Raw genomic sequence first — 24,003 nt, forward strand, 5'->3', positions numbered from 1 at the left:
CGCCGACGCTCATCACCGGGTCCAGGGCCCTGTTTTGCCGCCGTCTTTGCGCAACACCCGGATGCCCTCGATGTGCGCCGCGGGGTCGACGGCCTTGATCATGTCGTAGAGCGTCAGCGCGGCGACGCTCACTGCCGTCAGCGCCTCCATCTCGACACCGGTGCGGTCGGTGCTGCGCACGGTCGCGGTGATCGTCACCACCGCGTCGCCGATCTCGAAGTCGACGTCGATGCCGGTCAGCGCCAACTGGTGGCACAGCGGGATCAGGTCGCTGGTTCGCTTGGCGGCGAGGATGCCCGCCACCCGCGCGGTGGCCAGGGCGTCGCCCTTAGGCAGTCCGCGGGACGCGATCATCGCGACGACGTCCGCGGTGGTGTGCAGCGAGCCCGCGGCCACGGCGGTGCGCTTGCTGACGTCCTTGGCGGTCACGTCGACCATGTGCGCCGCTCCCGACTCGTCGAGATGCGACAGCCTGGCCCCGGCCGAGCCGGGAAGTCCAGCTGAGCGCTCGGCCACCTACTTGTTGACGACCGTCACCGGATGCAGGTACGGGAGGTCACCCGAGGGCAGCGGAAAGGTCAGCTCCCCGAAGGGCGACAGCGCGCCGGTACGGTCGGCGGCCAGCTCGCTGATCGGGTGGTCGTCCTCGCCGTCGGTCGCCGGCCAGCCGGGGTCGATGTATCGCTTCTTTCCCTTGTTGTCTGCCACATCCACATTGTGGCAAATGCCTCGGCCGCTGGCGACACCGCCGTGCTCCTTTAGGCTGGTCAGCAATGACCCAGAACGCGCCGGAGGGCGGCAGCGGAGCGACCCGGGATTCGGAAAGGGCCGTCCCGTTGGGCGCCTGGTTGGCCGAACTTCCCGACGACCGGCTCGTGCGCCTGCTGCAGTTGCGGCCCGACCTGACTCAACCGCCGCCGGGCACGATCGCCGCGCTGGCGGCCCGCGCGCAAGCCCGCCAGTCGGTCAAGGCGGCCACCGACGACCTCGACTACCTGCGGCTGGCCGTCCTCGACGCGCTGCTCGTGCTGCACGCCGACGCCGCGGCCGTCCCGCTGACCAAACTCGTGGAGCTGACCGGCGACCGCGCACCGGAGGCCGCGATCACCGAAGCCGTCGACGACCTGCGCGAGCGGGCCCTGGTCTGGGGTGACACCGCGGTGCGGGTGGCCGCCGAGGCGCCCGCGGGCCTGCCCTGGTATCCCGGCCAGGTCACGGTCGAGGCGACCGCCGAATCCGCCGACGAGATCGCCGCGCGGCTGGAGCGCCTCGACGAGGCGCAGGCCGACCTGCTGCAGAAGCTGCTCGAGGGCTCCCCGGTGGGCCGCACCCGCGACGCCGCCCCCGGCACCCCCGCCGACCGCCCGGTGCAGCGCCTGCTCGCCGCCGGCCTGCTGCGCCAGGTGGACGACGAGACGGTGATCCTGCCCCGGCTCGTAGGTCAGGTGCTGCGCGGCGAGTTACCCGGCCCGACCCGGATGTCCGCACCCCACCCGGTGGTGTCGACCACGACGGCGGCCGACGCGGACGCGGTCGCCGCGGGCGCGGCGCTCGACCTGCTGCGCGAAGTCGAGGTGGTGCTCGAGACCCTGGGCACCGCGCCGGTTCCCGAGTTGCGCAGCGGCGGGCTGGGCGTGCGCGACGTCAAGCGCCTGACGAAGAACACCGGCATCGACGAACGCCGACTGGGTCTGATCGTCGAGGTCTGCGCGGCTGCCGGCCTCATCTCGGCGGGCATGCCCGAACCCGAACCCGACGACGGCTCGGGCCCGTACTGGGCGCCGACGGTGTCGGCGGACCGCTTCGTCGAATCACCGACCGCCGTCAAATGGCATCTGCTGGCGTCGACCTGGCTGGATCTGCACGGCAGGCCGAGCCTGATCGGCTCTCGCGGTCCCGACGGCAAACCGTATGCGGCGCTGTCGGATTCGCTGTTCTCCACTGCCGCCCCGCTGGACCGGCGGTTGCTGCTCGCCGTGCTGGCCGAACTCCCGCCGGGCGCGGGGGCGGATGCGACGACGGCATCGCAGGCGATGATCTGGCGCAGGCCGCGGTGGGCGGTGCGACTGCAACCGGGACCGGTCGGCGACCTGCTGACGGAGGCGCACGCCATGGGATTGGTGGGCCGCGGCGCGCTCGCGACGCCGGCGCGCGCCCTCCTGTCGGGCGACCCACCCGACGACGTCGTCAAGGCGATGGACAAGGTACTGCCCGCGCCGATCGACCACTTCCTGGTGCAGGCCGACCTCACGGTCGTCGTCCCCGGTCCGCTGCAACGCGACCTCGCCGAGCAGTTGGCCGCCGTCGCGAATGTCGAGTCGGCGGGCGCGGCGATGGTGTACCGCATCAGCGAGGCCTCGATCCGGCGGGCGCTCGACACCGGCCGCACCGCAGGCGAACTGCACGCGATGTTCGCCCGTCACTCCAGAACGCCTGTGCCGCAGGGGTTGACGTACCTCATCGACGACGTGGCCCGCAGGCACGGGCAGCTGCGGGTCGGGATGGCGGCGTCGTTCGTGCGCTGCGAGGACGCGGCCCTGCTGGCGCAGGCCGTCGCCGCACCGGCGGCCGAAGCGCTGGAGATGCGCTTGCTCGCGCCGACTGTCGCGGTGTCCCAGGCCCCGATCTCCGAGGTGCTCGGCGCGCTGCGGAGCGCCGGCTTCGCGCCGGCGGCCGAGGACTCGACCGGCACCATCGTCGACATCCGCGCCCGCGGCGCCCGCGTGCCCACGCCGCCGGGACGACGCCGGACGTACCGACCCGCACCGGTGCCGACGAACCAGACGCTCAGCGCGATCGTGGCGGTGCTGCGCAAGGTGGCGGCCGCGCCGTCGGGCAACATGCGCCTGGACCCCGCGGTCGCGATTTCGCAGTTACACGAGGCCGCCCACCAGCAGGCGTCGGTGGTGATCGGGTACGTCGACCCCGCCGGCGTGGCCACCCAGCGGGTGGTGGCACCGATCAACGTGCGCGGCGGCCAGCTCACCGCCTACGACCCGGCATCGGGCCGGGTGCGCGACTTCGCGATCCACCGGATCACCTCGGTGGTGTCCGCCGACGAGGGTTGACCTCCCCTTTTTGCGCCGAGCGTGCCTGTCTGTAGACGACCCGCCGCCGGATCGCAGCAGTTTGCGCACGCTCGCCGACCACCCGTGTCGCGGGCTTCTGGATAATGGACAAAATGACCGACGGCCCCCTGATCGTGCAGTCCGACAAGACGGTGCTGCTCGAAGTCGACCACGAGCAGGCGGGCGCCGCGCGCGCCGCGATCGCCCCGTTCGCCGAGCTCGAACGTGCGCCCGAGCACATCCACACCTACCGCATCACCCCGCTCGCGCTGTGGAACGCCCGCGCGGCCGGCCACGACGCCGAACAGGTCGTCGACGCGCTGGTGACCTTCTCGCGCTACGCGGTGCCGCAGCCGCTGCTCGTCGACATCGTCGACACCATGGGCCGCTACGGGCGGCTGCAACTGGTCAAGCACCCCGCGCACGGCCTGACGCTGTTGAGCCTCGACCGGGCGGTGCTCGAAGAGGTGTTGCGCAACAAGAAGATCGCCCCGATGCTGGGCGCGCGCATCGACGACGACACCGTCGTGGTGCACAACAGCGAACGCGGCCGCGTCAAGCAGATGCTGCTCAAGATCGGTTGGCCCGCCGAGGATCTCGCCGGCTATGTGGACGGCGAGGCACATCCGATCAGCCTCGCGCAGGACGGCTGGCACCTGCGCGACTACCAGGAGATGGCATGCGAGTCGTTCTGGGAGGGCGGATCGGGTGTCGTCGTGCTGCCGTGCGGCGCGGGCAAGACACTCGTCGGCGCCGCGGCGATGGCCAAGGCGTCGGCCACCACGCTGATCCTGGTGACCAACACGGTCGCGGGCAGGCAGTGGAAGCGCGAGCTGATCAACCGGACGTCGTTGACGGAGAACGAGATCGGCGAGTACTCCGGTGAGAAGAAGGAGATCCGACCGGTCACCATCGCCACGTATCAGGTGATCACCCGGCGCACCAAGGGCGAGTACCGGCACCTGGAGTTGTTCGACAGCCGCGACTGGGGGCTGGTCATCTACGACGAGGTGCACCTGCTGCCCGCGCCGGTGTTCCGGATGACCGCGGACCTGCAGTCGCGCCGCCGGCTCGGCCTGACCGCCACCCTGATCCGCGAGGACGGCCGCGAGGGCGACGTGTTCTCGTTGATCGGGCCGAAGCGCTACGACGCGCCGTGGAAGGACATCGAGGCCCAGGGCTGGATCGCCCCGGCGGAATGCGTCGAGGTGCGGGTGACGATGACCGACAACGAGCGGATGCTCTACGCCGTCGCCGAGCCCGACGAGCGGTACAAGCTGTGCTCGACGGTGCACACCAAGATCGCTGTGGTGAAGTCGATCCTGGAGAAGCACAAGGGCGAGCAGACGCTGGTGATCGGCGCCTATCTCGACCAGTTGGAGGAGCTCGGGCAGGAGCTGGACGCGCCCGTCATCCAGGGGTCGACGAAGACCGCCGAGCGCGAGGATCTGTTCGACCGGTTCCGTCGCGGCGAGATCTCGACACTGGTGGTGTCCAAGGTCGCCAACTTTTCCATCGATCTACCGGAAGCATCTGTGGCAGTGCAGGTTTCGGGAACCTTCGGGTCCCGCCAAGAGGAGGCGCAGCGGCTGGGCCGGCTGCTGCGGCCGAAGGCCGACGGCGGCGGCGCGATCTTCTACTCGGTGGTCTCCCGCGACAGCCTGGACGCCGAATACGCCGCGCACCGGCAGCGGTTCCTGGCCGAGCAGGGTTACGGCTACGTCATCAGGGACGCCGACGACCTACTCGGGCCGGCGATCTGAAGCGGACGAAACGGTCAGGGCGCGCAACCGGCCGGACGCGGTTCACGCTCGATCTGCACCGTGCTGCCGGGGTTCTGCGGCGAAGAGGACACCCACACGCTCAGGTAGTCCGATTCATCACCCCAACTCCAGGTCGTGCTCTCCTCGCCCGTGTCGGATTCGGCACACCACGCCAATCCGTCGTAGACCCGACCGATCGGTAGCTGTGACCGCAGCGCGTCGACGGTGTCGGCGAAGGGCCGGGTGACGTCAAAGACCTCCTGCGACTTGTAATCTCGCTTGGTGGTGCCCTCGGGTAGCTGCAGTTCGGGAATCAATGTCGAACGGGCGGGCGAGGCCGACGGCGATGCGGGGGCCCGGTCCTCGGGCATGGGCGGACCGGAGTTGAACACGAGGACGCCGACGACGACAGCCAGCACGACGCAGACCCCGGCCGCCACCGCCGCCCACACCCATTTCGGTGTGCCGCGGTTCGGTCGCGGGCTGGTCCGCTCGGTCCAGCGGGATCCGTCGTAGTACCGCAGGCTGGGCTCTCCGCTGGGCTCCGGGTACCAGCCCGGCGGTGTGGCGTTCATCGGTCTCCTTCGGGGTCGGAGGAGTACCGGGTGGAAAAGACGCGTGCGGCGGTCGCGGCGGCCTGCTCCGGTGTGGGCATGTCCAGCTCGCGGATCAGACTGTCCCGCATGGCGGCCGGATCGTCACCCATCATGCGCACACCCTCGATGAGAAAGGCATGCAGCTCTGAGCGGGCGCGCTGGCGCGCGAGTTCGGCGATGACGCGCACCTCTTCGGCCAGTTCCCGTTCCGTCATCTGCGCGACGGCCGGCGCCAGCTCGACATTGTGGATCCGCCCGTTGAGGTAGACCGTGACCGAAACGGTGCCCGGCGGGTTGGTCACAGTGTACAGCGGCGACGTGAGCTCCTGCTCCGCGCCTTCCGCCAGGTCCGGAACGAAATCGTCGAAGGCTTCCAGCCCCGACCCGCCGAAGTGGCCCTCGACGTCGTCGTGTTCGTCGTCGTCCCACGGACGCCATGGACCGTCCACGTCAGCCCGGCGGCATCTGCTGGTCGAGTTTCGCTTTCTCCGCCGCGTCGGTGGCCGCGTACGTCTGCGCCGCGGTGCGAAGTTTCCCGGCCAGTTCGGTGCTGATGCCGGCGGTCTTGGTGCCCGCGGAATTGCGTGCGCCCTCTGCGCCCGTCACCGCCTCGCTGGTCACGGCGCAGATGAAGCCGTCCGTGCGGGCGACGTTGGCGCCGACACCCTGGACCACCAGCGTCGCGTCCGTAATGCCTGTCGCGGCGTTCTCCTGCCCGGTCGCAAGCGCCGAGATGGTCGGCCCGGAGATCTTGAGGTCCTCGCCGGCGGAGGCGGGGGCGTTGAAGTCGCCGGTGGAATCCTGTTGCACCGCACCGTCGGCCACCGACTGGTACCGCCCATCCGCGTCGCGGACGTCTGCGGCGTTGGTGTTGGCGTCGTCCTGCATGTCCAACATCTGGCTGCCCGCCTCCTTGAGCGCCATGCCCACCGCGAGCAACTCGGCCTCCATCTGAATGCCCTTACCCACCACCGGAATGACGCCCAGCGTCTGCGTGTACGTGCCGTACTCCGCGAGCCAGTTGTGCAGGTTGTCCAGGATGCGCCGGGTCTCGTTGAGCTGGTCGACCTCTCGGCTGATGACCAGGGCGACGTCGGAGTCGGCGCCACTGAGGACCGACAAGCGGTCCTCCTGGTCCTTGACGCGTCGTTCATAGGCCGCCGACGCCGACCCGCCCTCCCAGTTCGAGTCCGGATGCAGTTTCTGCTGCAGTTCCAGTTGATCGCGGAAATCGCCCGCCCCGGTGGCGAAGGCCTCGCCCGACTCGGTTCCCTCGGCGTCGTCGCCGGTGGCCCATCGCATCGCTTCGATGGCCCTCTGCCCGCCCTGGAGGATGGGTGTCGGCGCGATGGCCAGCGGCCCGGCGTACCTCTTGAGCGCCTTACCGAAGTCCACCAGCTTCTCGAGACCGGCTCGTATGGCGATCGTCTCGATGACCTGACCGGCCTGATTGATCTTGCCCGCAGCGTCCTTGACGAAGTCGAACACCTTGTCGGTGAATTCGAACAACCCCATGCGACGGCGCCCTTCCCTCGAGAAAAGACCCTAACAGCGGGCAAGTACGGTGCTGTGCACCAATTCGCTCGAGGTCGGTGGCGCCGACTTAGACGTGCGGCCCGACCGGATTCGACACCGTCAGCAGCACCGCCGAGTCCTCGATCGCCTGCAGGCCGTGCCGGGAGTTCGGCACGACGAGGTGATCGCCCGCGCTTCCCTCCCAATTGGTGGTCTGGTTGGTCAGTCGCACCCGGCCGTGCAACACCTGCAGGGTCGCTTCGCCGTTGGTTTCGTGCTCGTCGAGTGCCGAGCCTGCCGTCAGCGCGATGAGGGTCTGGCGCAGCGAATGCTCGTGTCCGCCGTAGACGGTGTGCGCGCTGCGACCGCTGCTGGCGGCGCGGGCCGTCTCGAGTTGTTCGCGTGCGAGTGCGGTCAGTGAGGTCTTGTTCATCGCAAGGCGTCCTTCCCGGACGATTCGAGGGCTGTCGATTCGCGGTGTGGCAGCGTCCACAATCCTCGCACGCGGCCAGCCCGGCAAGGCCGACGAGTTCGCCCGTGCCCACGCGGTTCCGGCCGGCAACCGTTAGCCTCCTTACCCATGACCCCACACCGTCGTCAGCGCGCGATCTCAGCCGGGAGGGCCGCCAAGATCGCCGTGGCGGGCGTCGCGGTCGGCCTGGGAACGTTGGTGCCCGCGGGCACGGCGAGCGCCCAACCCGCGGTTCCTCCCTTGCCGACGCCCGTCCCCGGCGCGCCCGCACCACCGCCCGGGCAGCCGTACGCGGTCGGTGTGGAGCAGGCGGCGCCGCCGCCCGCACCGCCGCCGGTCGGGCCGCCGCCGGTGCCGGAGATCGCGAACCCGCAGTACGGGCAGGGCTCGAGCCCGGGGCCGCTGGGGTTCCTGCGGGACGCCTGGCATCAGGCTCAGGACCCGTACGGCTTCACCAGCATGCCGCCCGGCCAGTTGCCCGCGGGCGCCCCGCCCCCACCCGGGGCCGGCCCGGCGCCGCAGCTGCCCCCCGGCTACACCTCGCTGACCGCCCCCGAGTCGAATGGCCCGCCGGTGGCGCCCAAGACGGAGACCGGCCCGCCGCTGCCGCCCGGCTACTACCCGCTCGACGGGCCGCCCCCGCCCGGGTATTTCGACGCGCCGCCACCGGCACCGCCCCCTGCGCCCGCGCCACCACCGATGATCTACGCGGGCCCGACCCCGACGCCATAGCGCGAACGCGTCGCATAGCGGGACCGCTCAACTCAGCGCGGGGATCACCTTCTGCTCGAACAACTCGATACCGGACCGGTCGTAGGCCGCTTCCGGGAAGTAGAGGATCGCGTACTCGCAGCCGAGATCGCGCATTCTGGTCAGCTTCTCGATGACCTGCTCCGGTGTGCCGCTGGCTGATTCGGGCGCGGTGACGGTGCTCAGCATGGCGTCGACGGCGGCTTCGTCGGCCTTGGCGACCTGCCGGTCCCGCACCCGGGCCACCCGGTCGGAGACCTCGGCCTCGGACTCGCCCATCACCGCGTTGAAGTTGGCCGACCGCACGATCGCGTCGTAGTCGGTGCCGGCGTCGCGGCAGTGGCCGGCGAGCACGTTCGACTTATGCGCGAAGCCGTCGGGTGCGGAGGTGAAATTGGTGTATTGGGCGTACTTCGCGGCGATCCGCAACGTCACCTTCTCACCGCCGCCGGCAATCCACAGCGGAATGCCGTTGCGCTGCAGCGGCTTCGGCTCGACGATCGCTCCGTCGACCTGATAGTGCCTGCCCTGCAGGCTGACCCTGCCGTCGCGCCAGGCGTCGCGCATGATCTGCACGCCCTCGTCGAGTCGCGCCAATCGCACACCGGCCGAGGGAAACCCGTAACCGTAGGCGCGCCACTCGTGCTCGTACCACCCACCGCCGATGCCCATCTGGATCCGGCCGCCGGAGATGACGTCGGTTGTGGCGGCCACCTTCGCCAGGTAGACGGGGTTGCGGTAGCTCATCGCGGTGCACATCTGCCCGAGTTTGATCCGCGACGTCGTCGCCGCATATGCCGACATCAGCGACCACGCTTCGTGGGTGGCCTCGGTGGTGGGCACCGGCACGGTGTGGAAGTGGTCGTAGACCCACAACGAATCCCAGGCGCTGCCGTCGACATAGGTGGCGAGGTCGCGCATCACGGGCCAGTGTTGCTCGGCTGGAATGTCCACCAGGTCGAGTCGCCAGCCCTGCGGGATGAACAATCCGAAGCGCATGGGAACCAACTCTAGGCGACGGCGACCCCACTAGTTAGCTGTTCTCGGCATAGTCATCAAGCAGGACATAGCCTTTCGGGCGTCGGCACCCGCCACGGACATCGCGCGATCCGCTTCGCTGACCAGCCACGGGTGTTATATGGTGTGGCTCACACAGATGAGTTGATGTGATCCACACCACACAGGAGGCGGCCGTGACCCGTGACCCGATTACGGGATTGGAAACGCACCCCATCCGTGCCGGCGGCGCGATCCATGTTCGCCGGTTCTACGTCCTCCTGCTCGCGGTCATCGCGATCGCCGCGATCGCCGGCATCGTCAGCACCGCCGCGATGGGGCAGACGCCGATCGCCATCGCGATCGGCATCGTCTCGCTCGCCTTCTTCTCCAGAATCGGCTGCTGAGGCTCGTTCTCGGACGATGACGGTGACCGGGACTAACCTGGCGGCATGGCCCTGTCCAAAGAAGAACGCGAACAGTTTCTGGCAGAACCCCACATCGCCGCGCTGTCCGTCAGTGCCGGCGACAAGCGCGGTCCGCTGACCGTACCCATCTGGTACCAGTACACCCCGGGCGGTGAGCCGTGGGTGCTCACCGGTGACGGCTCCCGCAAGCATCGGCTCATCGAGGCGCAGGGCGAATTCACGTTGATGGTCGAGCGTGTCGAGCCCTCCGTGCGCTACGTCGCCGTCGACGGGCCGGTGAGCCGCATCGAGGCCGCCACCGATGAGCACCTGGTCGAGTTGACCAAGCGCTATCTGGCCCCCGAGAAGGTCGACGCCTACCTCGAGTACGCCCGGCGCGAGCATGGCGAGAGCGTGGTGGTGTTCATGAGGCCGCAGCACTGGCTGTCATCCGACCTCGGATCGATCTGATCGACTTCTACCGGTTCGCGCTCTGCTCGTAAAGCGCTGCGACGGCGGGCAGGCTGACCTTCAGCGCCGGATTACGCGGCAACTCGTCGACGACCGCGAACGCGACGGGAACGGCGTACACGGGCAGCGAGCGGCGGATCAGTTCGGCGAGTTCGTCATCCGACGGGACCGGCGAACCGGGCGTCACCTCGATCGCCGCGAACGGTACCTCGCCGAGGCGCACGTCGGGCACCCCGACGACGCACGCGTCACGCACGGCGGGATGCGAGATCAGCACGTGCCGAACGGTTTCGGGCAGGATCTTGAACCCGCCGCGGTTGATCGCCCCGTCGGCGCGGCCGTGCAGGGTGACGAAGCCGTCCGCGTCGATCGAAGCGACGTCGGTGGTGCGGATCCAGTCGGGACCGATCGGTGCGACCTTCGCCTCGAGCAGGCCCTGCTCGCCGGCCGGCAACTCGACGCCGGTCTCGGCGTCGACGATGCGCAGTTGGGTGTCGGGAAGGGCACGACCGACGCTGTTCCGCTTGGCCGCCCCGAACTCCCGCTGCAGATCGGGCGTCCACGCGCACAGCGAACCGGCGAATTCCGTTGCACCGTAGGCCAATACGATCGGCACGCCGTACTTCGCCTCGAACTCGTCACGGGTATCGGGGTCCAACGGCCCCGAGGCACTGATCAGGAAGTCCAGCGACGCCAGGTCCTCCCTGGCGACGTCGGCGTCCAGCAACATCCGAATGACGGCGGGCTGCACCCCGGATCGGGTGATCCGGTGCTTCTTGACCGCGTTGACGTAGCCGTCGACGGTGAACCGCTCCAGCATCACGATGCGCCGCGCGTTGTAGACGCCGGCGATCAGTTGGCACACACCGATTCCACCGAACTGCCAGTACGCCATCTCGGGAGGGGCATCGGCGGGAGCGGATTCCCCACTGGTGACGCTGTATACGGTGCGCCGTAGCACCGGCGTCGGGATGGACTGGCGCTTCGGCGGGCCGGTGGTACCGCTGGTCAGGATCTGCAGTGCCACATCGGGTTCCACGACGGCGTGGCGGCGCGACCGGTCACGGCGTTCCAGCCCGGGCACCGCCGCGACGGTGGGCGATCGCAGCGAGATCGCCACGCCCGCACTGCCGGTGCGCCGGGCGGCATCGACGACGGGCGCCGTCCAGTCCTGCACATCGGCGATGACGGCGGACAGGTCGAGCTTCTCGATGTCGCGGCCGATCGCCTCCGCCGACTGGAACGAGTAGATCATCGAGACCGCCCGTCCGGCGGCCAGGAAGCCGATGATCGCCGCGGCGTGCGGCAGCCGGTTGCGCACCACGAGGCCGACCGGCGCGTCGTCGGCCACCCCCGCCTCACGGAGCAGCCGAGCGACCGCGTGGCCGTACGCGGCCACCTCGTCACCGGAGTACCACCGCCCCTCGAACTCGATGCAGGGCGCCTCGCCGTAGCCGGCCAGCCCCGCGGCGAACTCGTCGGTGAAGCTGTCGGGCACGGCTAGACGATACGGGAACTCATCAGCGGCCGGCCCGCGCGTCCATCGCCCGAGCGACATCGACGCCGCCACGCAGGCGCGTCTGGGTGTGCCTCGTTCTGCCGCTCTGGTCGATCAGCGTGCGTTCGAACAGTTGCTCTACCCCGGCCAGCACACCCTCGATGTAGGGCAGGTTCAGCGCGTACACCGCTTCGCCGAGGATCTCCCGGAGGTGGCGGGCCCCGAATCTCTTCCGGCGTCATGCCGAAATATTCGACGTAGCTCCGGTTGGCCACGATGTTGCGCAGATCGCGATACCAGTAACCGATCAGCCCGGGCAGCCGGTCGATCAGCCGCCGCAGCCGGTGGGTGTCGCCGACGTCGCCCAGCGGCGTCTCACCAACGCCGCTGCTCTGATCCATTGTTCCCGTCCCACGGGCCCGGTCAACGTGTCGAGTATCCGAGCCCAGCAGATGGCGGGAGTGCGAGGGTCTTTCGGCCCTTCTTGACCCGGCGAACACGAAACCCCGAGACGCCGCCAAAAGCCGCTCGCGGCGACATCCAGCTGCTGTCTCGGGGGTTCGCGTACCGCTGCTAGCTGGTCAGTGAGGCGGGCGGGGTGAAGCGGTCGCCGTACTTGGCGGCCAGTTCCCTGGCGCGGGCCACGAAGGCCTCCTTGCCGACACCGCCCGCGCCCTGGTAGCCGACGATGAACTGCGCCGAACCACCGGTGTAGGGCGGGAAGCCGATGCCCATGATCGAGCCGATGTTCGCATCGGCGGTCGACATGAGCACTCCCTCGTCGAGGCACTTCTGGGTTTCCAGCGCCTCGGCGAACAGCATGCGATCGATCATGTCCTGCAACGGAATCTGCGCGCTGCCGGACTTGAACGTCTCGCGCAGGCCCGGCCACAGGCCGGTGCGCTTGCCGTCGACGTATTCGTAGAAGCCGGCGCCCTTCAGCCGCGAGGGCCGGCCGATCTCGATCATCTTCTCGACAACCGCCTCGGCCGGGTGCGGCTCGTACGTGCCGCCCGCGGACTCGACGCCCTTGCGGGTGGCGACGGCGATCTTGTGCATCAGCTCGAGGTTGAGCTCGTCGGACAGCTGCAGCGGCGCCGCCGGGTAGCCGGCCTGCGCACCCGCCGCCTCGATGCTGGCGGGCTCCACGCCCTCGCCCAGCATCGCCAGCGCCTCGTTGACGAAGGTGCCGATCACGCGGCTGGTGAAGAAGCCACGGCTGTCGTTGACGACGATCGGGGTCTTGCCGATCGCCAGCGTGTAGTCGAACACGCGGGCCAACGCTTCGTCAGAAGTCTTCTCGCCCTTGATGATCTCCACCAGCGGCATCTTGTCGACCGGTGAGAAGAAGTGGATGCCGACGAAGTCCTCCTGGCGCTTCACCCCGGCCGCCAGACCGGTGATCGGAAGCGTGGAGGTGTTCGACCCGAGCAGCGCGTTGGGCTCGACGACGTCCTCGATCTCACCGAACACCTTGTGCTTGAGGTCCTGGTCCTCGAACACCGCCTCGACGACGAAGTCGACGCCCTTGAGGTCCGCGGCGTCACCCGTCGGGGTGATGCGAGCCAACAACGCATCGGACTTCTCTTGTGTGGTGCGACCCCGCTCGAGCGCCTTGGCCTCCAGCTTCTCGGAGTAGCCCTTGCCCTTCTGCGCGGCCTCGAGACTGACGTCCTTGAGCACCACCTCGAAGCCGGCCTTGGCCGACACGTACGCGATGCCCGCGCCCATCATGCCCGCGCCCAGCACGCCGATCTTGTTGATCTTGACCGGCTCGATGCCGTCCGGGCGGCTGCCGCCGCCGTTGATGTACTGCAGGTCGAAGAAGAACGCCTGGATCATGTTCTTGGCGGTCTGCCCGGTGACCAGCTGGGTGAAGTAGCGGCTCTCGATGCGCGACGCGGTGTCGAAGTCGACCTGCGCGCCCTCGACGGCCGCGTCCAGGATCGCCCGCGGGGCCGGCATCGGCGCACCCTTGAGCTGCTTCTTCAGCAGCGCCGGGAACGACGGCAGGATGCCCGCGAGGCCCGGCGACGCGGGAGTGCCGCCAGGCATCTTGTAGCCCTTGGCATCCCACGGCTGGGTGTGGGCATCGGGGTTGGCCTTGATCCACGCCTTCGCGGCGGGCACGAGCTCGTCGACACTGCCGACGAGTTCGTCGACCAGGCCGGTCTCCTTGGCCTTGGCCGGCTTGAACCGGGTGCCCTGGCTCAGCACCTCCATGAACGCCTTCTGGATGCCGAACATCCGCACGCTACGCGTGACGCCGCCCGCGCCGGGCAGCAGGCCGAGCGTCACCTCGGGGAAACCGACGACCGCGCCGGACACGTCGGCGATGATGCGGCGGTGACACGCCAGGCAGATCTCCAGACCGCCACCGAGTGCGGCGCCGTTGATGGCCGCGACGACAGGCTTGCCGAGGGTCTCGAGGGCGCGTAGATCACGCTTGATGCCCTCGACCTCGTCGAAGAATTCGCCTGCGTTCTCCGGGCCGGCCTGGATGATGGTGTTCAGGTCGCCACCTGCGAAGAAGGTCTTCTTCGCGCTGGTGATGACGACGCCGGTGATCGAATCCTTCTCGGCGACAAGGCGTTCGACCGTCTTATGCATGGACTCGCGGTAGTGCTCGTTCATCACGTTGGCCGAACCGGTCGGGTCGTCCAGCGTCAGGGTGACGATGCCGTCGGCATCCTTGTCCCACTGAATGGTGTTCTCTGCCATTACTTTTCCTTAAACTCGCTCGATGATGGTGGCCACGCCCATGCCGCCGCCGACGCACAGCGTGATCAGCGCGCGACGGGCATTGCGACGCTCGAGCTCGTCGACCATGGTGCCGGTGATCATGGCGCCGGTGGCGCCCAGCGGGTGGCCCATCGCGATGGCGCCACCATTGACGTTGAGCTTCTCGTCGGGGATGTTCAGGTCCTTCTGGAACTTGAGCACCACCGAGGCGAAGGCTTCGTTCAGCTCGAACAGGTCGATGTCGTCGACGGTCAGGCCGGCGCGGTCGAGCACCTTGCGGGTCGCCGGCGTCGGGCCGGTCAGCATGATGACCGGATCGCTGCCGCTGGTCGCGGTCGCCACGATGCGCGCCCGTGGGGTCAGATTTTGAGCCTTCCCTGCACTTTCTGAGCCGACGAGCACCAGCGCGGCGCCGTCGACGATGCCGGAGCTGTTGCCGCCGGTGTGGACGTGGTTGATCTTCTCGATCCAGTGGTACTTCTGCAGCGCCACATCGTCGAAGCCGCCCATCGCACCGATCCCGTCGAACGCGGTCTTGAGCTTGCCGAGGCTCTCGACGGTGGTGTCGGGCCGCATGTGCTCGTCGTGGTCGAGGACGACCAGGCCGTTCTGGTCGCGCACCGGCACGACCGACTTGGCGAAGTAGCCGCCCGACCACGCCGCGGCGGCGCGCTCCTGCGACCGCGCCGCGTACGCGTCGACGTCCTCGCGCGAGAAGCCCTCGATGGTGGCGATCAGGTCGGCGCCGATGCCCTGCGGGACGAAGCCGATGGTGTAGTTGGTCTCGGGGTCGGTCGCCCAGGCGCCGCCGTCGGAGCCCATGGGCACGCGGCTCATCGACTCGACGCCGCCGGCGAGCACCAGGTCGTCCCAGCCCGAGCGCACCTTCTGCGCGGCGGTGTTGACCGCCTCCAGGCCGGATGCGCAGAACCGGTTGAGCTGCACGCCGCCGGTGGTGTCTGGCAGGCCCGCGGCCAGCACCGCGGTGCGGGCGATGTCGCCGCCCTGGTCGCCGACCGGCGAGACGACGCCGAGGATGACGTCGCTGATCAACGTCTCGTCCAGGTCGGGGTGGCGCCGCCGGATCTCGTCGATCAGGCCGGTGACCAGGTTGATCGGCTTGATCTCGTTGAGCGCACCGTTCTTGTTCTTGCCGCGTGGGGTGCGGATGGCCTCGTAGATGAAGGCTTCTTCAGACATGAAGGAATTTCCTGTTCAGCTGGGGTTACGGGATGCCTGCCCGCGTGGGCGGCGGTCCTCCGTCCGGCAGCCTAACAGTTTCGGCCAACCTGTTGGTTGGGCAGTCACCCCGCCGAGTGGCCACTTAGTCGACGCGGGGGCATCGCTCAACTGGCAACTCGGCGCTCGGCCAGCGTCGGGTAGTCGATGTAGCCGGCCGGCCCCGACGCGTAGAAGGTCGCGGGGTCCGGCTCGTTGAGCTCTGCGCCGAGGATGAGGCGGTCGACGAGGTCGGGGTTGGCCAGGAACGCCCGGCCGACCGCCACCGCGCTGACGGCTCCCCACTCGACGAAGCTGTCCAGCTGGCAGAAATCGGTGTCGGTTCCGCGGCCCGTGTTGAGCACCAGGGTGTCCGACCACAGCGCGCGGATGACGCCGAAGGTGGGATCGGTCGGGCCGATCAGCAGGTGAAGGTACGCGATGCCCAGTCCAGCGATGCGGTTCAGCAGGGCCTCGTAGGCGCTGACCTCGTCGATCTCGGACATGGCGCCCGCGGTGTTGCCGGGCGAGATGCGCAACCCGACGCGGCCGGCGCCGATCTCGTCCACCACCGCCTCGACGACCTCGGCGGTCAACCGGGCGCGGTTCTCCGGCGACCCGCCGTAGTGGTCGATGCGCCTGTTGGTCACGTCGGAGAGGAACTGGTGCAGCAGGTACCCGTTCGCGGAGTGGATCTCGACGCCGTCCATGCCCGCGTCGACGGCTCGGCGGGCGGCGGCGCGGAACTGCTCGACGATCACCGGGATCTCGCCGGTATGCAGCGCGCGCGGCACCGGCAACGGCCGCTTACCCGACGGGGTGTGCGCGCTCATCCCGGCGGCGATCGCCGACGGCGCGACGGACTCCAACCCGCTGATCTCCGGATGTGCCATTCGGCCCACATGCCACAACTGCACGAACATCCGGCCGCCTGCGGAGTGCACCGCGTCGGCGATGCCGGCCCACTTGTCCTGGTGGCGGTCGGTGTGGATGCCCGGCGTGTTCACGTACGCGCCGTTGGCGGCCGCCGACACCGCGGTGGCCTCGCTGATGATGATCCCCGCCGAAGCCCGCTGCGAGTAGTACTGGGCGGCCAGGTCGGACGGGGTGCCGTCGGCCTGCGCGCGCGAGCGGGTGAGGGGTGCCATGAAGATCCGATTGGCGGCGACGGTGTCACCGACCCGCACCGGCTCGAGGAGAGACGCGTCAAGATCGAATTTGAAGGCCACGGGCTCCTCAGCGTCGCGCAGCCCGGATTCATTCCTGGCCTACGCTCGACCACCATGACGGTGAAGCGGCTGCAGCCCTACGCGGTCACGATCTTCGCCGAGATGTCGGCGCTCGCGGCGCGCATCGGCGCGGTCAATCTCGGCCAGGGCTTCCCTGACGAGGACGGGCCGCCCGAGATGCTGAAGATAGCCGAGAACGCGATCGCCGAGGGCGTCAACCAGTATCCGCCCGGGCTGGGCATCGCGCCGCTGCGGGAGGCCATCGCCGCCCAGCGCGGGCGGACGTACGGCACCGTATACGACCCCGACACCGAGGTGCTGGTGACCGTCGGCGCCACCGAGGCGATCGCGTCGGCGGTGCTCGGCCTGATTGAGCCCGGGTCGGAGGTGCTGCTGATCGAGCCGTTCTACGACTCCTACTCCCCCGTGCTCGCGATGGCGGGTTGCGAACGGCGGGCGGTGCCGATCGTCCAGAATGGCCGTGGTTTCCGCATCGACGTCGACGGCCTGCGCGCCGCGGTGACGGCGAAGACCAGGGCGCTGATCCTCAACTCCCCGCACAACCCGACCGGCATGGTGGCCACCGACGCGGAACTGCGGGCGCTGGCCGAGTTGGCCGTCGAGACCGACCTGCTGGTGATCACCGACGAGGTGTACGAGCATCTGGTGTTCGACGGGCGGACCCACCTGCCGCTCGCGAACTATCCCGGGATGGCAGATCGCACGGTCACCATCTCCAGCGCGGCGAAGATGTTCAACGTCACCGGCTGGAAGATCGGATGGGCCTGCGGCGCAGCCGATCTCATCGCCGGCGTGCGTGCGGCCAAGCAGTATCTGACCTATGTCGGCGGGTCGCCGTTCCAGCCCGCGGTGGCGCACGCGCTGAACAACGAGCGGGCGTGGGTGGCCGCACTTCGGGATTCGCTGCAGGTCAAGCGCGACAGGTTGGGCACCGCGCTGACCGACCTGGGGTTCGAGGTGCACGACAGCGACGGCACCTACTTCCTGTGCGCCGACCCTCGCCCGCTGGGGTTCACCGACAGCGCCGCGTTCTGCGCCGAGTTGCCGCATACCGCGGGCGTGGCCGCCATCCCGATGTCAGCGTTCTGCGACACCGGCGCCGAGCACGCCGGTGCGTGGAACCACCTGGTGCGCTTCGCATTCTGCAAAAGCGATGACACCCTCGACGAAGCGATCCGCCGACTGCAGGTGCTGCGCCGACGCTAGCGCCGGGTCTGCTTCCAGCGATCGATGACGGCCGGCAGCTCAGTGAGCAGAAAAGAGTAGAAATCGCGCATCTCGGTGAGCCGGTGGTGCGCGGCGCTGCCCGGTGAGGTGGCGGCGATGCCGTCGGCGGCCGCCTGCTGAATCGCGGCGAGGATGGTGTTCTGCGTCGTGTACAGCACCGCCCAGGCGTCGTCGCGCAGCCGGTAGTGGTCGCGGCGGCTGCCCGGCGCGGGCACACGCTCGACCAACCCCACCGAAATGAGCATCTTGACCGCGCCGGATATCGCGCCCGCGCTCGCACCCAACCGGTCGGCCAACTCGCCGGCCGTCATCGTCGACTGTTCGGTGAACAGCAGTGCGGCCAGCACGCGCGACGTCATCCGCTGCAGGCCATGACTGCTCAGCACCAGTGCGAGCGCTTCCGCAGCGTCTAGCGGGTCGGGGGCCTCCGCCATGTCCATCCTTGCCGTACCGCAGTATTCACAAATTTCTGAAAGTTCAGTATAGTGCTTCGAGGTGCTCCGGGAAGTCTGGTCGGAATGAATACCCGCACGCGGGTCGGACGTGAGCCGACCCGCCGTTCCCGAAAGGTCGAGCACCACGATGAATCACCGTGGCACGTCGTCTCCGTCCGCTGAGTCCGACGTCGTCATCGGCGTCCGTGACCTGTCCTTCGCTTACCCCGGCGCCGAGCATCCGGCCGTGCGCCGGATGGACTTCGAGGTCGGACGCGGGGAGATCTTCGGCTTCCTCGGCCCCAGCGGCGCCGGAAAGTCGACGACCCAGAAGCTGCTGATCGGCCTGCTCCGCGGGCACCGCGGCGACATCGCCGTATGGGGTCGCGAACCTGCGGCATGGGGGCGGAACTACTACGAGCGCATCGGCGTCTCGTTCGAGCTGCCCAACCACTACGGGAAGCTCACCGCAGCAGAGAACCTGCGCTTCTTCGCCTCGCTCTACGAAGGACCCACCCGGGATCCGCTCGAGCTGCTGGACATGGTCGGCCTCGGCGAGGACGCCGACTCCCGGGTCAGCACCTTCTCGAAGGGCATGCAGATGCGGCTGACCTTCGCCAGGTCCCTGCTCAACGAACCCGAGCTGCTGTTCCTCGACGAACCGACGTCGGGCCTCGACCCCGTCAACGCCCGCAACGTCAAGGACATCGTGCTCGACCTGAAATCGGGGGGCCGCACGGTGTTTCTCACCACGCACGACATGGCCACCGCCAACGAGCTGTGTGACCGGGTCGCGTTCGTCGTCGACGGCGCCATCGTGGCCCTCGACACGCCGACCGAGCTGAGAATCGCCCGGAGCAAGCGGCTGCTGCGGGTCGAATATCGAGGGCTCAACGGCGATCTCGTGGCAGAGGAGTTCGCGATGGACGGGCTGGCCGACGATCCGCATTTTCACGCGGTGCTGCGCGATCACCACGTCGAGACCATCCACAGCCGCGAAGCCACCCTCGACGATGTGTTCGTGGAGCTGACCGGCAGGACGTTGGCATGACGCGACTGGTGAGCGCGGTGCGCCTGGAAGTCGTTCTCCAGAACCGCCAACGGTTCCTGCACGCCGCGATGTTCTCGGGGTTGATCTGGCTGGCCGTCCTGCTGCCGATGCCGTCGGGATTGCGTGCGGTGGCCGAACCCTATGTGCTTCTCGGTGACATCGCGATCATCGGGTTCTTCTTCATCGGCGGGTCGGTGTTCTTCGAGAAGCAGGAGCGCACGCTCAGCGCGGTGATCTCGACCCCGTTGCGGTTCGGCGAGTACCTGGCCGCCAAAGTGTCCGTGCTGTGCGCACTGTCGCTGGTGGTCGCGGTCACGGTGGTGACGATCGCCCATGGGCAGGCCTACCGGCCGGCGCCGATGCTGGCCGGAGTGCTGCTCGGCAGTGTGCTCATGCTGCTGACGGGGTTCATCACGTCGCTGCCGTTCACGTCGGCCAGCGACTGGTTTCTGTTCGGCATCGTGCCGATCGCGGTGATGAACACCCCGATCCTGCACTACTCGGGGTTGTGGCCCAATCCGGTGCTCTACGCGATCCCGACACAGGGACCGTTGATGTTGCTCGGCGCCGCGTTCGATCAGGTACACCTGGCGCCATGGCAGGTCGCTTACGCGATCGTCTACCCGCTGTTGTGCATGGCAGTACTCACCGAGGTGGCGCGGGCGATGTTCGACCGGCACGTCATCGGCAAGGCGGGCGCATGATGGCGACGACGGTTATGCGAGCGTGGAAGGCATTCGGCCGCAATGACCTTCGAGGCGCCTATCGCGATCCGCTGCTGGTGATGTTGGTGCTCGCCCCGGTGATCTGGACCACCGCGGTCGCGGTCCTCACGCCGCGTGTCACGACGATGCTCCACGAGCGCTACGACTTCGACCTGGTGCCCTACTATCCGCTGATCCTGACCGGGTTCCTGCTGCTCACCAGCATCATCATCGCAGGGGCACTGGCCGCGTTCCTGATCCTCGACGAAGTCGACGCGGGAACGCTGCTGGCGCTGCGGGTGACACCCGTCCCGCTGTCGACGTTCTTCGGCTACCGTGCAGCAACGGTGATCGCGGTGACGACCGCCTACGTCATCGCCACGCTTTCCTTCAGCGGGATACTGCGGCCGGGCTTGTACCCGGCGCTCGTCCCCATCGGAGTACTGGCCGGTTTGTCCGCGGTCGTCACCCTGCTGTTGATCGTCGCGATGGCGGGCAACAAGATTCAGGGCCTGGCCGCGGTGCGTGGGCTGGGCATGCTCATCGCCGGACTGCCCTGCCTGCCGTGGTTCGTCGACTCCCCGTGGAACCTCGCGTTCGGGGTATTGCCCCCGTACTGGGCGGCCAAGGCGTTCTGGGTCGCCGACACGGGTGGCACATGGTGGCCCTACCTGCTGGCCGGCGCTGCCTACAACGTGGCCATCGCGTGGCCGCTCTTCCGCCGCTTTCAGGCCCGCAACACATGAGCCTCACCCACTCGTGTCGCGTCGGCGGTAGCCGCCGATGCCCACGGCCGACAGCGCCGCGGCGACGGCCACGAACACCGCCGTTGCGGTCCAATTCGGCGCTGCCGCAGGGGTGGCCGCCACGTGGACGAACGGCGACGCATTCGACACCCAGTCCGGCGCGCCCACACTGTCGGCGACGACGTTCAGCAGGAATCCGCCGACGACCGGCACCGCCCCCACGGCCGTCACCGCGCCGGGCGTCCATCCGACCGCGAGCGCTGCGGCGCCGAGGGCCAGTCCGGAGACGGGTGCCGTGTTCAGTGCACCAGCGAGAGCATCGGCGAATCGCAATGGCGCACCGGTGAAGACGGTGCCCACCCACATCGCCACCGCTGCGACGGCGTGCAGTGTCAGCACACCGGCGACCGCCACGGCGATCTCCACGCCCAGCAACCGGGTCCGGGACACCGGTGCGGCGAGAACCAGTGTCGAGCGCCCATCCCGTTCGTCGGCCACCATGGCCGCCAACCGCGTCGCGGCATAGAGCCCGGCGGGAATGGCCAACAGGCCGAACAGTGCGGCGGCGAAGCCCGTCGCGGTGTCCAGCCCGCCGACTCCCGCGGCGGCGGCCAGTTCCGCGAAACGTGGGTTCTGGGCGAAGAAATCCAGGACCGAGGCGATCATCGCACCGACGACGACGAAGTAGGCGCCGATCCCGACGATCCAGCCGAGGGTCGGCCGGATGGCGCGGCGGACCGCGAAGCCACCGACGGACCCGAGCAGGTGTGTCCGCGGGGCGCGACGGCTGCGGATCGCGATCCAGCCGCCGCCCACATCGCGACCGCGCGCACCCGCCACTGCCACCGCACCGGCCGCCGCGGCGAGCAGCGCCAGCACCATCAGAGGCAGCACCCTGTTGTCCGCGTACGGCGCCGCACGCGAGATCAAGCCGAACGGCGTCAGCCATGCCGCGAATGACAGCGCATCGATGCCGTCGGCCACCATCCGCAGCAGCACCGCCACGCCGAGCACGCCGACAGCTGCCCCGACCGCCGAGGGTCTGCTCGGCATCAGTTGTGCCGCAGCCAGACCCACTGCGCCGAACGTTGCGGTGACTCCCAGCACGCCGATCGCATAGACGGCCGCGCCGGTCGGCTCCGTGCCGGCGGCGACCAGCGCCGCACCCGTCGCCAGACCGATCATCACGGCTGCGCCGACGACCGCGGCCAGGCAGCGCAACACGGCGTCGACTGTCCGTAACCGGCCGGCCAGCAGGAAATCCCATCGGCCGGCGTCCTCCTCCCCGCGGGTGATGCGGATCGCGCCGAGCATCAACCAGACGCCGGCGAGGATCATCAGCGGTGTCCCGGTGCGCCATACGGTGAAGCCGCCGGGATCGTCGAGTGCCACCGCCGGACCGAACAGCACCCGGATGGCCGGATTGCTCGCGAGGGCCTGCACGGCGCGTTCGCTCATCTCGCCCTGGAAGGCCGACTGATACTGCGCGGCAACAAGTGCCGACATTCCCGCACAGATCACGGTGACGATCAGCGCGCCCCGGCGCAACTGCCGGACGGCCAATCGGCCGACCGCACTGCCTGCCGGCGGCAGTTTACCCGCAGCCGGCGCGGCCGTCAGCGTGGCGGCGGTCATCGCACCGGCTCCCCGTAGTAATCGAGGAAGATCTCCTCGAGGGTCGGTTCCCGCATCGCCAGGGCTATGACCTCGGTCGCGGCGAGTGCTCCCAGCGCCTCGGCGGGAGCGCCGGACAGGCTGAAGCGCAACCGGTCTCCCGGCAGACGAACCATATCCGACACGCCTTCGACCGCATCCAGCGGTGGCTCGGGCCCCCGGTAGCTCACCTCCACCACGGTGCGCCGCAGCCGGCGCAGGTCGGCGATGGTGTCGATCTCGACCAGCCGTCCGGCGCGCAGGATAGCGACGCGGTCGCAGACGGCCTCCACCTCGGCCAACTGGTGCGAACTCAGGAAGATCGTCTGGCCGCGATCGCGTGCTTCATCGACACAGCGGCGAAACTCCCGCTCCATCAACGGGTCAAGACCGATGGTCGGTTCGTCGAGCACCAGCAGGGGTGCCCGGGTGGAGAACGCGGCAACGAGCGCGACCTTCTGCCGATTGCCCGTCGAGTAGGTCTTGCCCGGCCGGTCGAGGTCGAGATCGAACCGGCCCACCAAATCCGTGCGGTAGGCCGAGTCGACACCCGGTCCGATGTTGCCGAGCAACTCCAACGTCTCGGCCCCGGTCAGGTTCGGCCACAGCGCGACGTCGGCCGGTACGTAGGCCACCATGCGGTGTGCGCGCCGCACATCGCTTGCATCGCAGCCGAAGATCGCGGCTCGACCGGACGTCGGCCGGATGAGTCCGAGGATCAGCCGGATCGTCGTGGATTTTCCTGCGCCGTTGGGGCCCAGGAAGCCGAAGACCTCCCCCGCGGTAACCGTGAGTTGCAGGTCATCGACGGCGACCAGGGACCCGAAACGTTTGGTCAGGCCATCGGTCTGGATGGCGGTGACGAGAGGAGCGCGCGCAGGCGCGTTTGAATCAGGTAGCACGGTGAGCCTTTCACGAGTCGGACCATTGACCGCCGACCAGACTTCCCGGCTCACCTGCGGTCAGAATGTACTCCTCCCCCCCGTCCGGCACCAGAGGATTACTCGCCCAGCACCCGTCGCCGCAATCCCTCAGTGGCGGCGTCGATCACCGACTTACCCGCCCTTTTGATGAGGAAGTCCGGATAGAAGGAGTCGGGTTCGACGGTGATGTCGACCCGCACGACGGTGGAGGTGCCGGTGTGGTCGGGCCGCAGCCGGTACTCGACGTGCTGAGCGTACTGCTGAGAGGTCCGCTCCGCATCCCACACCAACCAGTCCGGGCCCCAACGGTATTCGAGCACCTCCTCGTCGAGCCGGCCGAGCACCTTGACCGCGATGCGAACATGGTGCGGGCGACCGTCGGCGTAGGTGTCGAGCACCTCGGCGCGCCGGTAGGCGGGGTGGTAGGTCGGCAGGGAACCGACGTCTGCCAGCGCGTCCATGATCGCGTCCGGCGGCGCCTCGATCACGATCTCTCGCGATGTTCGGACGGCCACGGCG

At 68.8% G+C, this 24,003-nt stretch carries 25 protein-coding genes; 9 read left to right on the plus strand and 16 right to left on the minus strand.

Going from position 1 to position 24,003, the window contains the following annotated elements; all coding sequences use genetic code 11:
* Positions 1–12 precede the first annotated feature (12 nt).
* Positions 13–516 (minus strand): cyclic pyranopterin monophosphate synthase MoaC, encoded by a 504-nt coding sequence (moaC, locus tag ABGB19_RS07395; RefSeq protein ID WP_347685221.1) that lies wholly within the window; start codon positions 514–516, stop codon positions 13–15.
* Positions 517–708, minus strand: coding sequence for a hypothetical protein (locus ABGB19_RS07400; protein ID WP_347685222.1), 192 nt, complete (start codon positions 706–708; stop codon positions 517–519).
* A gap of 65 nt (positions 709–773) precedes the next feature.
* On the opposite strand from ABGB19_RS07400, the gene ABGB19_RS07405 reads away from it, so the two are divergent.
* Both ABGB19_RS07405 and ABGB19_RS07410 read left to right on the plus strand, forming a co-directional pair.
* Positions 774–3,068, plus strand: a complete 2,295-nt coding sequence (locus tag ABGB19_RS07405; RefSeq protein ID WP_347685223.1) for a helicase-associated domain-containing protein — start codon at positions 774–776, stop codon at positions 3,066–3,068.
* Between the two features lie 113 nt (positions 3,069–3,181).
* The gene (locus tag ABGB19_RS07410) at positions 3,182–4,831 is read left to right on the plus strand and encodes a DNA repair helicase XPB (protein WP_347685224.1); all 1,650 of its coding nucleotides are present in this window, start codon (positions 3,182–3,184) and stop codon (positions 4,829–4,831) included.
* A gap of 14 nt (positions 4,832–4,845) precedes the next feature.
* On the opposite strand, the gene ABGB19_RS07415 is transcribed toward ABGB19_RS07410, so the two are convergent.
* The 4 genes from ABGB19_RS07415 to ABGB19_RS07430 all read right to left on the minus strand — a co-directional run bounded on the left by ABGB19_RS07415 (position 4,846) and on the right by ABGB19_RS07430 (position 7,375).
* The gene (locus ABGB19_RS07415) at positions 4,846–5,406 is read right to left on the minus strand and encodes a DUF2510 domain-containing protein (protein ID WP_347685225.1); all 561 of its coding nucleotides are present in this window, start codon (positions 5,404–5,406) and stop codon (positions 4,846–4,848) included.
* A complete protein-coding gene (locus ABGB19_RS07420; RefSeq protein ID WP_347685226.1) occupies positions 5,403–5,876 on the minus strand; it encodes a YbaB/EbfC family DNA-binding protein in 474 nt (157 codons plus the stop codon). Before ABGB19_RS07420 ends, ABGB19_RS07415 begins: the two co-directional genes overlap by 4 nt.
* 1 nt (position 5,877) lies before the next feature.
* Positions 5,878–6,942, minus strand: coding sequence for a type VII secretion target (locus ABGB19_RS07425; RefSeq protein ID WP_347685227.1), 1,065 nt, complete (start codon positions 6,940–6,942; stop codon positions 5,878–5,880).
* Between the two features lie 88 nt (positions 6,943–7,030).
* Positions 7,031–7,375, minus strand: coding sequence for a LuxR family transcriptional regulator (locus tag ABGB19_RS07430; protein WP_347685228.1), 345 nt, complete (start codon positions 7,373–7,375; stop codon positions 7,031–7,033).
* A gap of 147 nt (positions 7,376–7,522) precedes the next feature.
* Here ABGB19_RS07430 and ABGB19_RS07435 point away from each other — a divergent pair, with 147 nt between their 5' ends.
* Positions 7,523–8,146, plus strand: coding sequence for a hypothetical protein (locus ABGB19_RS07435; RefSeq protein ID WP_347685229.1), 624 nt, complete (start codon positions 7,523–7,525; stop codon positions 8,144–8,146).
* A gap of 27 nt (positions 8,147–8,173) precedes the next feature.
* Here the strand turns inward: ABGB19_RS07435 and ABGB19_RS07440 are convergent, their stop codons facing one another.
* Positions 8,174–9,163, minus strand: a complete 990-nt coding sequence (locus ABGB19_RS07440) for an LLM class F420-dependent oxidoreductase (RefSeq protein ID WP_347685230.1) — start codon at positions 9,161–9,163, stop codon at positions 8,174–8,176.
* 194 nt (positions 9,164–9,357) lie between these two features.
* Here ABGB19_RS07440 and ABGB19_RS07445 point away from each other — a divergent pair, with 194 nt between their 5' ends.
* On the plus strand, positions 9,358–9,567 hold the full coding sequence (locus tag ABGB19_RS07445) for a hypothetical protein (RefSeq protein ID WP_347685231.1): 210 nt from the start codon (positions 9,358–9,360) through the stop codon (positions 9,565–9,567).
* 45 nt (positions 9,568–9,612) lie between these two features.
* Positions 9,613–10,038, plus strand: coding sequence for a pyridoxamine 5'-phosphate oxidase family protein (locus ABGB19_RS07450; RefSeq protein ID WP_347685232.1), 426 nt, complete (start codon positions 9,613–9,615; stop codon positions 10,036–10,038).
* A 7-nt stretch (positions 10,039–10,045) separates the two neighbouring features.
* Here ABGB19_RS07450 and ABGB19_RS07455 read toward each other — a convergent pair whose 3' ends face one another.
* The 5 genes from ABGB19_RS07455 to ABGB19_RS07475 form a co-directional block, all read right to left on the minus strand.
* A complete protein-coding gene (locus tag ABGB19_RS07455; protein ID WP_347685233.1) occupies positions 10,046–11,536 on the minus strand; it encodes a long-chain fatty acid--CoA ligase in 1,491 nt (496 codons plus the stop codon).
* 22 nt (positions 11,537–11,558) lie between these two features.
* Entirely contained in the window at positions 11,559–11,723 is a 165-nt protein-coding gene (locus ABGB19_RS07460) for a hypothetical protein (RefSeq protein ID WP_347685234.1), read from the minus strand.
* Between the two features lie 386 nt (positions 11,724–12,109).
* Positions 12,110–14,257 carry a 3-hydroxyacyl-CoA dehydrogenase NAD-binding domain-containing protein gene (locus ABGB19_RS07465; RefSeq protein WP_347685235.1) on the minus strand — a complete coding sequence of 716 codons (2,148 nt, stop codon included), beginning with the start codon at positions 14,255–14,257 and terminating at the stop codon, positions 12,110–12,112.
* 9 nt (positions 14,258–14,266) lie between these two features.
* A complete protein-coding gene (locus ABGB19_RS07470; RefSeq protein WP_347685236.1) occupies positions 14,267–15,478 on the minus strand; it encodes an acetyl-CoA C-acetyltransferase in 1,212 nt (403 codons plus the stop codon).
* A 146-nt stretch (positions 15,479–15,624) separates the two neighbouring features.
* On the minus strand, positions 15,625–16,725 hold the full coding sequence (locus tag ABGB19_RS07475; protein WP_347685237.1) for an alkene reductase: 1,101 nt from the start codon (positions 16,723–16,725) through the stop codon (positions 15,625–15,627).
* Between the two features lie 54 nt (positions 16,726–16,779).
* Here ABGB19_RS07475 and ABGB19_RS07480 point away from each other — a divergent pair, with 54 nt between their 5' ends.
* Positions 16,780–17,952: a pyridoxal phosphate-dependent aminotransferase gene (locus ABGB19_RS07480; protein ID WP_347685238.1), complete on the plus strand. Its 1,173-nt coding sequence runs from the start codon at positions 16,780–16,782 to the stop codon at positions 17,950–17,952.
* Here ABGB19_RS07480 and ABGB19_RS07485 read toward each other — a convergent pair.
* The gene (locus ABGB19_RS07485) at positions 17,949–18,407 is read right to left on the minus strand and encodes a MarR family transcriptional regulator (RefSeq protein ID WP_347685239.1); all 459 of its coding nucleotides are present in this window, start codon (positions 18,405–18,407) and stop codon (positions 17,949–17,951) included. The genes ABGB19_RS07480 and ABGB19_RS07485 overlap by 4 nt on opposite strands.
* A 148-nt stretch (positions 18,408–18,555) precedes the next feature.
* On the opposite strand from ABGB19_RS07485, the gene ABGB19_RS07490 reads away from it, so the two are divergent.
* From ABGB19_RS07490 to ABGB19_RS07500, 3 genes are read left to right on the plus strand one after another with little or no spacing between them, the layout of a single operon-like run.
* On the plus strand, positions 18,556–19,458 hold the full coding sequence (locus ABGB19_RS07490; RefSeq protein ID WP_347685659.1) for an ABC transporter ATP-binding protein: 903 nt from the start codon (positions 18,556–18,558) through the stop codon (positions 19,456–19,458).
* Positions 19,455–20,162 (plus strand): fluoroquinolone transporter permease, encoded by a 708-nt coding sequence (locus tag ABGB19_RS07495; RefSeq protein ID WP_347685240.1) that lies wholly within the window; start codon positions 19,455–19,457, stop codon positions 20,160–20,162. The genes ABGB19_RS07490 and ABGB19_RS07495 overlap by 4 nt, the downstream gene beginning before the upstream one ends.
* Positions 20,159–20,908, plus strand: coding sequence for an ABC transporter permease (locus tag ABGB19_RS07500; RefSeq protein ID WP_347685241.1), 750 nt, complete (start codon positions 20,159–20,161; stop codon positions 20,906–20,908). The genes ABGB19_RS07495 and ABGB19_RS07500 overlap by 4 nt, the downstream gene beginning before the upstream one ends.
* Before the next feature lie 3 nt (positions 20,909–20,911).
* Here ABGB19_RS07500 and ABGB19_RS07505 read toward each other — a convergent pair whose 3' ends face one another.
* The 3 genes from ABGB19_RS07505 to ABGB19_RS07515 form a co-directional block, all read right to left on the minus strand.
* Complete coding sequence (locus ABGB19_RS07505; protein ID WP_347685242.1) at positions 20,912–22,543, minus strand: polyketide antibiotic transporter; 1,632 nt, start codon at positions 22,541–22,543, stop codon at positions 20,912–20,914.
* Entirely contained in the window at positions 22,540–23,463 is a 924-nt protein-coding gene (locus ABGB19_RS07510; RefSeq protein WP_347685243.1) for an ABC transporter ATP-binding protein, read from the minus strand. The genes ABGB19_RS07505 and ABGB19_RS07510 overlap by 4 nt, the downstream gene beginning before the upstream one ends.
* 98 nt (positions 23,464–23,561) lie before the next feature.
* On the minus strand, positions 23,562–23,999 hold the full coding sequence (locus tag ABGB19_RS07515; protein WP_347685244.1) for an SRPBCC family protein: 438 nt from the start codon (positions 23,997–23,999) through the stop codon (positions 23,562–23,564).
* Positions 24,000–24,003 lie beyond the last annotated feature (4 nt).

Source organism: Mycobacterium sp. B14F4 (assembly GCF_039871645.1).
Taxonomy (GTDB): Bacteria; Actinomycetota; Actinomycetes; order Mycobacteriales; family Mycobacteriaceae; genus Mycobacterium.